The 14,118-nt window shown below is 32.9% G+C and carries 14 protein-coding genes; 1 reads left to right on the plus strand and 13 read right to left on the minus strand.

Annotated features, from left to right (window positions below; translation table 11 throughout):
- Positions 1–32 precede the first annotated feature (32 nt).
- Positions 33–974, plus strand: a complete 942-nt coding sequence (locus tag FGM01_RS10415) for a beta-1,6-N-acetylglucosaminyltransferase (protein ID WP_166435215.1) — start codon at positions 33–35, stop codon at positions 972–974.
- Here FGM01_RS10415 and FGM01_RS10420 read toward each other — a convergent pair.
- From FGM01_RS10420 to FGM01_RS10480, 13 genes are all read right to left on the minus strand, one after another.
- On the minus strand, positions 963–1,919 hold the full coding sequence (locus FGM01_RS10420) for a glycosyltransferase family 2 protein (protein WP_166435216.1): 957 nt from the start codon (positions 1,917–1,919) through the stop codon (positions 963–965). The two genes, FGM01_RS10415 and FGM01_RS10420, sit on opposite strands and share 12 nt — an antisense overlap.
- Complete coding sequence (locus FGM01_RS10425; protein ID WP_143411114.1) at positions 1,907–2,827, minus strand: glycosyltransferase family 2 protein; 921 nt, start codon at positions 2,825–2,827, stop codon at positions 1,907–1,909. Before FGM01_RS10425 ends, FGM01_RS10420 begins: the two co-directional genes overlap by 13 nt.
- Positions 2,828–2,850: 23 nt before the next feature.
- Positions 2,851–3,705, minus strand: coding sequence for a glycosyltransferase (locus FGM01_RS10430; RefSeq protein WP_143411115.1), 855 nt, complete (start codon positions 3,703–3,705; stop codon positions 2,851–2,853).
- A 6-nt stretch (positions 3,706–3,711) separates the two neighbouring features.
- The gene (locus FGM01_RS10435; protein WP_166435217.1) at positions 3,712–4,506 is read right to left on the minus strand and encodes a glycosyltransferase family 2 protein; all 795 of its coding nucleotides are present in this window, start codon (positions 4,504–4,506) and stop codon (positions 3,712–3,714) included.
- Between the two features lie 18 nt (positions 4,507–4,524).
- Complete coding sequence (locus tag FGM01_RS10440; protein ID WP_143411117.1) at positions 4,525–5,292, minus strand: glycosyltransferase family 2 protein; 768 nt, start codon at positions 5,290–5,292, stop codon at positions 4,525–4,527.
- Positions 5,285–6,232, minus strand: a complete 948-nt coding sequence (locus FGM01_RS10445) for a GDP-L-fucose synthase family protein (RefSeq protein ID WP_143411118.1) — start codon at positions 6,230–6,232, stop codon at positions 5,285–5,287. Before FGM01_RS10445 ends, FGM01_RS10440 begins: the two co-directional genes overlap by 8 nt.
- A gap of 76 nt (positions 6,233–6,308) precedes the next feature.
- Entirely contained in the window at positions 6,309–7,421 is a 1,113-nt protein-coding gene (gene gmd, locus FGM01_RS10450) for a GDP-mannose 4,6-dehydratase (RefSeq protein ID WP_143411119.1), read from the minus strand.
- A 242-nt stretch (positions 7,422–7,663) separates the two neighbouring features.
- Positions 7,664–8,848, minus strand: coding sequence for a glycosyltransferase family 4 protein (locus tag FGM01_RS10455; RefSeq protein WP_143411120.1), 1,185 nt, complete (start codon positions 8,846–8,848; stop codon positions 7,664–7,666).
- Positions 8,849–9,475, minus strand: coding sequence for a NeuD/PglB/VioB family sugar acetyltransferase (locus tag FGM01_RS10460; RefSeq protein ID WP_143411121.1), 627 nt, complete (start codon positions 9,473–9,475; stop codon positions 8,849–8,851).
- Positions 9,465–10,577 carry a DegT/DnrJ/EryC1/StrS family aminotransferase gene (locus FGM01_RS10465; RefSeq protein ID WP_143411122.1) on the minus strand — a complete coding sequence of 371 codons (1,113 nt, stop codon included), beginning with the start codon at positions 10,575–10,577 and terminating at the stop codon, positions 9,465–9,467. The genes FGM01_RS10460 and FGM01_RS10465 overlap by 11 nt, the downstream gene beginning before the upstream one ends.
- A complete protein-coding gene (locus FGM01_RS10470; protein WP_143411123.1) occupies positions 10,577–11,497 on the minus strand; it encodes a hypothetical protein in 921 nt (306 codons plus the stop codon). The genes FGM01_RS10465 and FGM01_RS10470 overlap by 1 nt, the downstream gene beginning before the upstream one ends.
- Before the next feature lie 7 nt (positions 11,498–11,504).
- Positions 11,505–12,815 (minus strand): class I SAM-dependent methyltransferase, encoded by a 1,311-nt coding sequence (locus FGM01_RS10475; protein WP_143411124.1) that lies wholly within the window; start codon positions 12,813–12,815, stop codon positions 11,505–11,507.
- The gene (locus FGM01_RS10480; RefSeq protein ID WP_143411125.1) at positions 12,816–14,111 is read right to left on the minus strand and encodes an ABC transporter ATP-binding protein; all 1,296 of its coding nucleotides are present in this window, start codon (positions 14,109–14,111) and stop codon (positions 12,816–12,818) included.
- Between the last annotated feature and the right edge of the window lie 7 nt (positions 14,112–14,118).

Raw genomic sequence — 14,118 nt, forward strand, 5'->3', positions numbered from 1 at the left:
CATTCGTTACATTTGTTTAAAAAATCAGCAAAGTGGAGATTAATTATATTCTTCTTGCACATAAAAACCCTGATCAACTTCAAAGATTAATTGAACGTCTGACTGCTCGGTATGTAAAGTTTTATATCCATATCGATAAACAGGTCGATATAAATAAATTTAAAAGAAAGATCCCTGAGTCTGATGAAATATTTTATTTAAGGAATATTGATAGGAAAAATGGCACCTGGGGAGACCTGGGTATTGTAAAAGCAACAATTAATGCCATGAAGTTAATTTTAAATCAAAAAAGAAACGGAGTCTGTATATTATTAAGCGGACAGGATTACCCTTTGGTTTCAACAGCAAAAATATCTGATTTTTTAAACGAACATCAAAAAATAAATTTTATTTCGACAGTATCCCTGCCTTTTAAAGGTTGGCATAAAGGAGGAAAGGATAGGATAGAAAAATACAAATTCAACAAATCATTCAAACGTGGGCATTTTATACAAATGCCTTCTATTTGGGAAAAAGAATTTTATCAAAAGGATACACCAGGAAGAATCAACTTCCTAAGGAAGAAAGGTAAATTCAAAGAAATCCTAAAACTATTGAAAAAGAGAAGGTTTCCAAAGGACATTAAGCCTTATGGTGGCTCGCAATGGTTTATTCTTCCAATCAGTACTATAGAGAGTATTTTGTTGTACCTTCAACAAAACCCAAAGTATCTAAGCTATCATCAATTTACCCTACTACCTGATGAAATTCTAATACAAAGTATAGTACGAAAATTAGAAGAAGAAGGTAAAATTAGGCCTTCACTGACCTACGTCAACTGGACAAGACCACATGGAGATTTACCTGTAACTTTCAAAACTGAGGATTTTGAAGAATTAAAATCAAAATCTAAAAATTTCTTATTCGCCCGAAAATTTGACACTTCTCAAGATCATAACATTCTAGATCTTATAGATGAACATTTATTGAGGTGAAAGCATATTTCTTTGTTTTGCCTTTTCAAGAAGAAAATAACCCCTTTTGGATAAAAAAGCTATTATTAGACTTAAATTAAAATAATAAAGACTTTGCTTTCCAAGTTTTTTCAAAACAAGAAATTTAACTGCTTTGATATCTTCTGATCTTTTTCTCATTGAAGCTAAACGAAAGCTATGATTCATCATATCGAATATCATCTCTTTCTGAACGTACTTATCCACTTTATCTCCAATATCCGTAAAGTTCACTATCCGGTAATTCAAAATGCCCTTGCTAAAAGTAGTCTCAGTCTCTGTAAGTCTGGACTGAATGGAATTTTCGTGAATTCTGCGCTGGGTTAAAATCCTGTCTATGTGTAAACCATTTTCTGTTTTCAACAACATTTTGCTAAAGTAATTATGGTCCTGCCAGGATTCTAAAACAGGATTCCAGGAGATATTCTCGGCTACCTCTCTAGTCAACATTACATCATACGTATACCAGTGAATTTTCGATAATATAAAATCTCTAGCTTTTATACCATAATCCATAACCACATACTTATAAGGCTCTAACAATTTCCCATCCTTGAAATTTCTAGTCTTACTAATCACAAAATCCACATTATATTCTATGAGTGTTTTTAATTTACATTCTATGTGGTCTGGAGTCATGAGGTCATCGCTGTCGAACCAAATTATATAATCTCCCTTGCTTTTCTTGAAGCCAAAATTACGACAGGAATTTGCTCCTTTTAATAAATTCAAAGGTCTTAACAGGTACTTTATTCTTCTTTCATCTTTGTATTTCTTCAACACATCAATAGTATGGTCGGTAGAAGTATCATCTACTACAATGCATTCCCACCTCCTATAGCTTTGTGCTATAATCGAATCAAGGGTTTTATCAATAAGATGTGCTCGATTGAAGGTGGGAATAATAATAGATACTAATCTGTCCAATTTCTTCTGGGGTATAATAAAAACAATCTTCTGTTATATTTAAGCAAACTAAGAAATCCTTCTTCTTTTAAATATAAATAATTGAGAAATAACCATGTTTTTAAATTCAAACCTTTGCTACGATAAGATAATATTTCAAACAAGTTTAAAATCTTTTTGCGTTGATACGATTTAAATTGTGGTAAATATTCTTTTATTAATATCTCAAAATAGTCATGTTTAGCCTTTAATTTTACATTCTCCAAATACCCGCCCCGGGAAATATTTTCCTCCGAAATTCTGAAGTATGCCGTTGCTGAATTAATGGAATAAATTTCCCCGAAATCGGAAAATTCTAACCAGGCAAAATTATCTGTACCCCATGCTAAAGGAAAATCTCGAAACCCATGTTTCAAATATGCATCCCTACGAAATATTTGCTCGGTAAGGGATCCTCTGGATGCCTGAAAAAATTTACGATAAAAAAAATCGGTAGAATTTTCTATTTTGGGGTGGGTATAGAGATCTGAGATTTTAGTTCGATTACTAATTTTTACAATTCTGCTAGCAAATCTCACTACTTTGATATTTAAGGATTTTATTTCATTTAAGTGCTGGTAGAATTCATCTATATAGTTATCACTTAAATAATCATCATCCCCTAAAATCATTAACCATTCTTCATTTTTAGAAAGCTGTATACATCGTTCCCATTGGGAAGACAATGAAATCCTCCCTAAGTTTTCTTCAAATTCTTTATAAACAATATTAATTTTTCCAAGATATTTTTTAACGATATCCTCTGGATTCTGTGGAGAACTATCATTCCCTATATAAACATTGAAATTCCTATTGGATTGTCTGGCCAGGGAAGAAAGAGTTTCCTCAAAATATTTAATCTTATAATATGGAATTATTATAGCCAGCATATCTTATAAGCAGGTTATTGAAATTAATTAACATTGTTTATCTCCAGGAAGTACTTTAAAAAATTTTTATTTTCTTTAGAAAACCGGCTTAACCGAAGATATTGCAGCCAAACACTGAAAGCTATTTTTCTGTTTCCCGTACGAATGCAATTCTCAAGATAATATTTACAACTAATTAATTTATCTTTTCTTGAAGCTTTACCTTCTATTTTCTGGGGGAGATATTTATTATACAACTTATGGAATTTTACTGAAGCCTTTAGCCAGACATCATCCTTAACACCATATGAGAGATGCTCGATCAAAATTTTATTACTCACCATGACTTTATATCCCGCATTTCTAATTCTTAAAGAAATACTTTGATCATAAAAATGAAATCCTTTCATCCTTTCATCAAAAGAAACTCCCTCCATTTTTCTCAAAGCCATAAAGAGACCGTCTATTATAATCACTTCCTTAGATGAGGCGTTTTTGAAACCGGCATCCATTAAATTTATTTCTCCATTAGGGTAATGCTGCAATACATATTTATTGAGAAATTCCTGAGAATTCTCCCACCATCCTGTGGGATAGTTGGTTTTAATGCTCGACCCAGCAACACCCAATAGGCCGACTGTTTTATCAGCCTCGAAAATTGAAGACAGGAGAACTCCCCACTCCTGAGTATGGAAAAGAATATCTTCGTGAGCAAAAACAACTAAATCAAATTTAGAAATTGACAGACCTTTATTGTAAGCTTCAGCAATAGACTTCTGCTCCCGGTTATTTTCGATCTTAATCAATTCAAATTCTAAATCACCTATAGTTTTCTCTATATTTAATGACAGGGATTTGTACAAGTCTTCATTAACTGAACATACAACTATTGAAATCATATTTTTTTAAAGTAATTCGGGGTGTTTAAACTCACCCTTTTCATCTAACCTCCAATTACTTGACTTATTCGCCGTTTTAAAATAAAACTCTTGTTCTGCACTAAGGTTTAGAGGATCAACATACCAGCCACCATGAATGGCACAATATGGAGGTTTTGTTCTAATAGCATTAAAAAAATCTGAAGTAGATTTTGAATAGGGTCTTGGTTTGTATAATGCAAACGTAGTGTCTATAGCAGACTTGTAATTCCCGTCCTTAGTTTGATTTTTCCAGAATTTTTTCTCCCAATTTAAAATAGAATCGCGATACGGAACATATTCTGGAATATCATCAATTTTTAAACTGAAACCTACCTTTGTAAGATTTTTATTAGAATCCAAAATCTTTTTAAAATATAGCATGAAATCTTCCGGGCAATCTTTACAAGGAACAATATCGGCATCTGTAACTGCATAATAACCTTTTGCGTAATGATTATAAAGATCTTCCCTTATCCAGAAAACCATATGACCATGGTTTTTCTTTAACCTGTGAACATGAACTTCTTTTCTTATATTTTCTAAATATTCAAGTAAAGGTTCATAGGTAGAAGCATTATCTATTACTACTATATTTTTATACCCATATTTTTTAAGTAGTCCTATCAACTCCTTAAGATATTTTAATTGGTTAAAGCTTACAATTATTATTGGATAGGTTTTAGGGTTAGTTGAATCATAGGGATAAATCCTATATCTTTTTTTTAAGACATAGAATCTTAATCCAGCCCAAATATTTTGTAAACTTCTATAAATATTCAAAAGATAAATATTACCCGCTTATAATTTTATTAATCCAAGCTTTATTAAAACTCTAATAAGAAACGATTTTTTAAATTGGTATAACTCCTTCTCTAATCTCATTAACTTTTGATAATCCTGGTAATCTTTATTAATCACCTCAGCTCTTTCCATTTTCACTTCCCTAGTGTTTTTTGAACTTATACCATCCATGTAAAATACAGATAATACGGAATCAATTTTCATATACGTACACCTCATCCTTATAATCGAATTAAAAAAGAATTTCCAGTCAGCAACTATGCTTAATGATTCATCGTATAGGCCCAACCTATCAAATAAGTTTTTTTTTATAAAAGTCGAAGGATGACCAAGTGATGCCTTCATCATATACTTATAATCAATGGCTTTAGGATATTGATGAATGTGTTTTTCTCCGTTTTTTACCAGACAAATATTAAAATAAATGATATCGTAATCACTTATTTTATCGATATTTTCCTGTAAAACCTTTGGATGATATAATTCGTCCCCGCTATTGATAAAAAGTAAATATTCACCTCGAGCAATATTTATTCCCTTATTCATTGCTGAGTAGATACCATTATCCTTTTCACTTATCCAATAACTAAGTTTTGCGCTATTATCTTCTAATACACCAATACTACCATCAATAGATGCTCCATCAATAACTATATATTCAAAATCCTTCCAGGTTTGATTAAGAACACTTTTAATTGTCCGCTGTAAACCTTCTTTATTATTCAGGTTAACCGTAATAATTGAGATTTTAAGCGGTTCAGACATTCTCTAAAGGAAAATTTTCTTTATAAATTTTTTTTATTCCCTCTTCCAGTTCGATTTTATGTGACCAACCTAATCGATGTAAAAGTGAGACATCAAGGAGTTTTCTAGGCGTTCCGTCCGGCATTGATGCATCCCAAATTATTTCACCTTGAAACCCAACGAGTCTTTGAATTAGGTTTGCCAGTTCCTTTATAGAAATATCTTTTCCAGTTCCAATGTTCACACTAAGGTTGCCTTCATACTTTAACATTAGATGATAACAAGCTTCTGCAAGATCATCGACGTGTAGAAACTCCCTTTTTGGCTTACCCGTACCCCAAAGTTTTACAGTTTCTTTTTGTCCAGTTTTTTCCATTTTTTTCTTTGCTTCATGAAATTTTCTTAACAAGGCTGGTAACACATGCGATGTCTTTAAATCATAGTTATCGTTTGGGCCATAAAGATTTGTAGGCATCACAGAAATAAAATTACAACCATATTGCCGGTTATAGTTTTCGCACATTTTCACTCCGGCTATTTTAGCAATGGCGTAAGGCTCATTGGTTGGTTCTAGTTTACCGCTAAGCAGATATTCTTCTTTTATTGGCTGTGGAGCCAATTTTGGATAAATACAGGACGAGGCAAGAAATAATAATTTTTTCACCTTATGCACATAACTCTGATGTATTACATTAGTCTGTATCATTAGGTTTTCAAAAAGAAATTGACCCCTGTAGGTATTATTAGCCTCAATCCCTCCAACTTTAGCCGCTGCCAGGAATACATATTCAGGTTTTTCAGATTCAAAAAATTCACCCACTGCACTCTGGTCCTTTAGATCCAATTCTTCAGAAGGCATTAATACCAGATTAAAAAACCCTTCTTTTTTTAATTTTCGAACTAGGGCAGATCCCACCATACCTTTATGCCCTGCTACATATATTTTAGAATCTTTTTCCAAATTTTAATTTCTATATTTTAATTGAGAGATGCTGAAACTCCCGATGCTTCGGGACAGCATGACGGCCCATTATGAATTATTCAAAATAATTCAAAGTATCATGTCCACCATCTCTGAGATATTTCTCTTTTTGAAAAAGATGTAAATCAGCTTCCACCATTTCCCTGACCAACTGAGGAAGACTATGTTTTGGAGTCCAATTGAGATTATTTTTACACTTGCTTGCATCTCCTACCAAGAGATCAACTTCGGTAGGTCTATGATAATCAGGATCAATCTTCACTATTTCTTTGCCTACCTCTACAGTATAATCAGCATTGGAACAGGAAATAACCACTCCTATTTCATCTAATCCTTTTCCTATAAATTCAAGCTCTATTCCCAATTCATTAAAAGCCATGATCACCAGGTCTCGAACAGAAGTGGTGACACCAGTAGCGATTACATAATCATCCGGTTCTTCCTGCTGTAACATTAGCCACATAGCTTCTACATAATCCTTAGCATGCCCCCAATCTCTTTTTGCATCCAGATTACCAAGATACAGACAATCCTGCATTCCCAGTGCTATTCTTGCCGCAGCCCTGGTTATCTTTCGGGTTACAAATGTCTCACCCCTAATAGGCGATTCGTGGTTGAATAAAATTCCATTACAAGCAAACATATTATATGCTTCCCTGTAATTTACCGTGATCCAGTAGGCATATAATTTAGCAACTCCATAAGGGCTTCTAGGATAAAAAGGGGTATTTTCATTTTGCGGGACCTCTTGTACCTTTCCATAAAGCTCTGAGGTAGATGCCTGGTAGATCTTTGTTTTTTGCGTAAGACCAAGTAATCGAACTGCCTCCAAGACTCTTAAAGTTCCCAAACCGTCTACATTACCTGTATATTCAGGAGTTTCAAAACTCACTTTAACATGAGACATCGCCCCCAGGTTATAGATCTCATCCGGTTGTACCTCCTGGATGATGCGGGTTAGGTTCATAGAGTCACTCAGGTCGCCATAATGCAGTTTAAAACGTACGTCTTTCTCATGGGGATCCTGGTAAAGATGGTCCACCCTGTTAGTATTAAAAGAAGAACTTCTACGCTTAATGCCATGTACCTCATAGCCCTTACTTAGCAAAAGCTCAGCTAAATATGCTCCATCCTGGCCAGTGATTCCTGTAATAAGGGCTTTCTTCATTTGTTTTTGATTAATTGTATAAATATGTAAAGAACCTAGTTCTTGAGTAAAACGATTTTATAGTTTCTTTAATTTTGCTAATCTGAAATCCCTTTATTAAATGAAATTATTACAATTATTTACTTTCAAAATTCTATTCTATTGTAATTCAATCTTACAGCTTTACAATTTTAAAAAAAGTTGATTTCCATCAAATCACTGAATTTATAGAAATTAATAATTTGGCTTAAAATAAACTAATCCTAATTTTTTAAAATAGAATTGTATATCTCGGCGAATTTTAATGCTGCATTATTAAACCTTAATTTTTTTGCCTGCTCTTTAATAATTTTCAGATTTTTTTCTCTAAATGAATTATTCCGGCAAATCATCATTATTTTTTCTGAAATTTCATGCGCGTTCATTGGATCAAATATAAACCTGTCGTCACCAATAGTTTCAGGTAGGGAAGTAACATTTGAACATACTACTGGAATACCAAGTAAAATACTTTCCATAAGTGGAAAACTTCCTGCTTCGTATAATGTGGGAACAATTACAGCGCGACATGCCTTATAGAGCCCTAGCAATTCATTATCAGAAACTATCCCTAAAAATAAAATTTTCTTGGAAAGGTTTTCGTTTTCAATAAAAGGAAGAATTTTATTATAATAATAGGGAGTTCTATTCCCAGTACATACAAGGTATATATCTTCATTCTTTATGACCTTCATCGCTTCACATAATTTTATATGATTCTTATGTTCCCAAGTCGATGCTGGGTATAAAATGAAATTAGGAGGAAGTGAATATTTCTCAAGGAGACTGAGTTTAATAGTTGGGGAGGCTATCTCCAACCATAAATTTTGCATATCCAAGAGAACGGTGAAAACTTTTTCTTCTGGTTTCTTAAAGTATTTTAAAATATCCTTTTTAACATGGTTATAACTGACTACCACTGCATCTGCTCCATCAATGGCTTTCTTGTAATTAACAGCACGATAAGCTCTTTGACCTGAATTAAAAAATTCAGGAAAATGCAATTCTTGAACATCGTGTAGGGTAGTCACACTTTTCACACCTTTCTTCTCTACATTATGCTGATAAGGAGTATGAATTATGTCAATATTTAAGCTTTTTATAACTTTATCATAACAGTCTGATGCAACTAATCTTTTTTTAGACCCCAGTTTCCAAAATATGAAATTTAGGATTTTAGTAAAAACTATTTTAGTTCTTGATAATTCAATCTTTTCTGGTTTTGCAAAATGGAAATTATTGTAATCACTAATTATTTCTATTAAAGATGGTTCAGGATTATTACAAAAAATAAAAAATTGGTGTGGCAAATTTCCCTTTGCTAAAATTTTAATGAGGGCAATCGAATATTGATAAACCCCACCATATTCTTTATTAATATCTGGAATGTTTATTAATATATTACTCATTTATTTTTCAGTTTTTTTGACTTTACGAACGGGGTTACCCACATATATTCCTGGTTCTTCTATAGAATTTATTACTACAGAATTTGAACCTATGGTTACTCCATCACAAATAGAAACTTGATCATTTATAACCGCTCCAGCACCTATGAAACAATCGTTCCCAATCTTTACTCTGCCACATATAATTGAGCCCACAGAAATATGATTATGGGATCCAATTTGGACTTCATGTTCCAGAATGGCTCCTGTGTTTATTATATTATTATCCCCAATTCCGACATTAGCATTTATCAGGACGTTTCCAAATACTAAATTGGAGGCACCTAATATTGAAGAACTTTCGAGAAAACAACAGGAGTGAAATATATTACCAGAATAAACCTGTTTCGGAAAATCATTAAATAATTCCTTTCTCTTCTTATTATCTCCAATGGCGAGAACTAGCCTATAACTACCAATACTATCTTGAATCTTACCAACCAGCCTTACTGTATTTATTACCTCATTCTCCCCTTCTTTATAAGAATTATCATAAATCCTGTCAACTTCAAACCCCTGATCTTTTAAAAGAGCTATTACAGATCTACTGTGTCCACCTGAACCAATAACAGAAACCTTATTGTCCATTTTTTAAGGTTTGATAGGAAAATAAAGAATGTACTATCTTTTGAATATCTGTCTGTGTTAGACCTGGATAACTAGGAAGATTTATCCCTCTTCTAGCTAAATATTCAGCCACTCTATGCTTCTCATACTTTTGTGCATAAATCGGCATGGTATGTACTGGATAGAACATAGGCCGGGTTTCAATTCCATTATTTAACAAGTATTCTTTCAATTCACGCCTGTCAATCTCCACGGGCAGTAAAATAGTACACATCCAGTAAGAATGAACTACATTTTCGGTTTCTGTATGAAATTCAAAATTACTTTCTTTGAATTCCTCTCGGTACCAATTAGCGATTTCTATTTTATCCTCAATTATGGTGTTTATACGTTCTAACTGAGCAAGGCCAATAGCGGCACATATATTCGTCATACGGTAATTATAACCAATGGCATCATGCCAGTACTCTCTATATTTAGCAAGACCCTGACCTTTTAAATGAATAATTCGCTCATAAAGAGTTTCATCATTTGTTGTTACCATACCTCCTTCTCCGGTGGTAATAGTTTTATTTCCATAAAAGCTGAAAGTAGCAACATCTCCAAAGACCCCAACGTGCTCCCCATCATATCGTGAACCTATGGCTTCTGCGCAATCTTCTACTAAAAATAGGCCATGTTTTTCGCATATTACCACAAGACTTTTCATTTCACATGGATGGCCATATAAATGAACACAAAGAACTGCTTTAGTTTTTGAGGTGATTTTTGTTATAACATCTTCAGGATCTAATTGCCAGGTGCTTTCTAAAGAATCTACGAAAACAGGTTTGGCACCGGTGTAGGTAATAGCATTTACTGAGGCAACGTAAGTTAGCGTAGGGACAATTACTTCATCTCCTTCTCCTATACCCAGTGCTTCAAGAGCAAGATGTAATGCTACTGTGCCATTACAAACACCGGTTGCATGATTAACACCAATGTATTTTGCAAAATCATTTTCAAATTTGTCAATAAACTTACCTTTACCCGAAATCCACGTAGAGTCTAAACATTCATTCACATATTTTTTTTCATTACCATTTAAATTGGGCTGGTAAACTGGATATTTTAATTCTCCCATTATATTTTTTCCATTTGGTTAGTATCTGTATTATAAATGAGCAAATCCTTTATTACCTCAATTCTGTCTCCTGCTCTTTTATAATTTAAATGCCCGTTTGCATCTCTAGACTCTCGAAATCTAGATTCTATATATCCAGTTTCCGGATCCAAAATTTTCAAATCCTTACTATATCCTTTCTTTACAAAATATGCGTTGTTACCGGCACTATTACAACCAATAAAATTATAATCTTTTTTTTCAGCCAATTTACACATGGCCTTTAGAGAAGCTCCGGCATATAAACCACTATAATGTGCTTTGAATCTATAAAAATCTTCTGAATAAGGAATTGTAATAGCTCTTTTGCTTCCATATATGCTATTATATTCAACAATCATTATAATGGGATCCACAACTTCTAAAGCTTTCCAGATCCAGTAATCATTCCCATCAATATCGATATGTAATAATCCTATTTCACCTTCAATGCCTTCATCCTTTATTAATTCATTAATATTCTCGGTGGTAACAAATGCATGTTTTGCAATTAAATCGTATTTCCAGTAAATAGTAGATCTTTTGATCTTGTCTATATTGCTTTTTGATCCGTCGAGAATTAGACCAGACCAATTATTATTCATTAACAAAAAGCGCGTATTCGATTCCAGGTAATCTTCTACACCAAATTCTACAAACGTTTTATTTTCAATTGAAAGGTAATTAATTAGATATTGTATGATGCCATCATCTCCCCATTGAGAGAAAACCTTAAATTCAGTATTTTGTAAAGGAACTGGAAAATCCTTTGGTAATAACGCTGCCCAAAGCTTTCCATTTTGAAACAAAATATTTTCCATCTCTTGACTACTAGATCTTCTCAATTTGTCAAATTCTAGTCGGATAAATGATTTAATTACTTTCTTAATATATTTTATCATACCTATACTACAAATTTTTTGAAAAATATATGAAAGTCCTATTTACTCCATCTTCTTTACTTGTTTCTTTAATTTTCGAATTAGGAAATTTATTTTTCAAAAAATACTTTATTGTCTCAATGTCATAATCTTTTGGTATACTTTTTTTCCAAGATTTAACATGTTTATCTTCAGGATCTACAAATTCTAAAATAATACCTTTTTCTGCATACTTCATTATAGTCTGACAAAATAAAAATACAGGGATTTGTTGCGTAATACATATATGATGTATCAATCCAATTGCGATTACAATATCAGAGGAGAATCTTTGAAATGAATTACCCCATGCCAATGCCGGGCCTAAAGAGGGTGTTGGCTCGTTAAAATTCATATGTACAGGTGTAACTTTTGCTGAGAAGTCATTCGCTTCTAAAATAGAATCTACGACTTCATCTTCATAATCCATAGCAAGCACATTAGCCCCCATAGACGCAGCTAAGTAAGCAAAGTAACCTTTGTTTGAAGCCAAATCAAGAACATTTTCAGGCATTTCATTTTTTAAAATTTTATATACAAATTTTTCTTTAATGGTCTTTGGGATCTTGAAATCCATACCAGAAGGTTGATAATAATTGGACCAATATTTCGGTAAAGGCTTGATTGGCTTATGGCTTTCCAGCCAATCCAACAATTCTTTAAAAAAAGTCTCAGGATTTGACCTAAATTTGGATATAGACCTCGATCTACGAAAAAAAATATCTTCTATTTTTTTTGATTTAAAAAGTGTTCGCCCAAAACCAATTTTATGTTCTCGGCGATATTCTTTAGAAAATTTCCTCGTTCTTTTCTTACTTGCCAACGTAATGGGCACCATAAAAAAGTAAAAAAACTCATTAAACCAACCCATACTTACTTCATTCCCTCTAAGAATTGATCCTAAATCATAAAATACAGGTTTCTTACCAAAGAAACTGATATTCCAAGGATGTGAATCATGGGTTATAAAACCACTTTTATAAAGCTCCAAATTTAGATTGACAAACATCTTAGCAGCTTTCCAAAACATGAGATCAGTATATTCACATGGATGTAAAATAAATGGTATAGTCTCATGTTCTACTACCATATATTCTTTATCATTATAAATAATTTCACTGTTCACTAATCCAGCATCATATAGATTTTTCAAAATCTTATCTTCCAACAAACTTTTGAGATCAAAAATTTTTTCTTTATTTTCTATAATTCTGTAAACCTTGTTGTTTTTTAAAATTATCCTACTAGAAATATCAAACAAATAAGGTGCATTATTTATCTCTTCTTTATTTAAGCACATTTAATGATCAAAATTTTGAGATACCCAAGAGGTCTTATATATTACCTTCGCCAAATTATGACTATCCATAGTTTTGTTACTTCCAAGGTAGTTATCATTCACAACATCAAAAAATATCTTATTAGCTATATGGTCTTGAAGTGTTGATCCAGTAAATACTGCAATGTTTACTGAATATCTTCCGGGTATAATGTTCAGCTTTTCTTTAACAGAACAGGTAATATATAAATCCTTTCCTAAATTTCCTGAATTTAAATTTAGATCCAATTGAGAGTCACTATCAAATCTCAGAATACCTTCACCTCTTTCATTATAAATACCAACTAGAAATCTAATTTTTTCAAACACTTGTTTTCCTATTATTAAATGGAAATTAAATTTAAGTTCGTCCCCTAATTTAAAGACATTAGTATTTAAACATTGGTTTACCAATTCCAATTTTTTGAACTTAATATCCCCATTTCCAGATCTATCCTCTAAATTTGAAAAATCTGAAATGGATATTTCGCCTCCGGACAGATATTTTGATATAGCAATATGGGTATCACCACAATACGAAACAATTCCCCTCTCTAAAAGCATGGCACTTGTACAAAGACTCTGAACACTATTCATGTTATGACTAACAAAAAGTACAGTTCTTCCTTCTCCAGTTGATAGGTCCTGCATCTTACCTATAGCTTTTTTCTGGAACTCAGCATCTCCAACGGCCAGTACTTCATCCACAACTAAAATTTCAGGTTCCAGGTGTGCGGCAACCGCAAAACCTAATCTTACCGTCATCCCGCTACTATAGCGTTTAACAGGGGTATCTATATACATTTCACAACCAGAAAAGTCTATGATCTCGTCTATCTTGGAGTTTATTTCTGGTTTGGTCATCCCCAGGATCGCACCATTTAAATATATATTTTCCCTACCGGTAAGTTCACCATGAAAACCGGTACCTACTTCGAGTAAAGAAGCTATTCGCCCTTTGGTTTTAATACTTCCGGTGGTTGGAGATGTCACCCGGGAAAGAATTTTCAAAAGAGTAGATTTTCCTGCCCCATTCTTACCAATAATTCCCAGAACCTCGCCGGGTTTTACTTCAAAATTTATATCCTTAAGCGCCCATACATAGTCTTCTCTAGCCTTTGCTCCGCGATCATTTACAGCTCCCACTTTTAAAAAGGGATCTTCCTTTCCACGAATATTATACCACCAGCGTTTTAAATCATCACTAATAGTACCTGTACCCACAAGCCCTAAACGGTATTGTTTAGATATATTCTCTGCTTTTAAAATACTACTCATTCTGGAA

The organism is Christiangramia sabulilitoris (assembly GCF_007050985.1).
GTDB lineage: Bacteria > Bacteroidota > Bacteroidia > Flavobacteriales > Flavobacteriaceae > Christiangramia > Christiangramia sabulilitoris.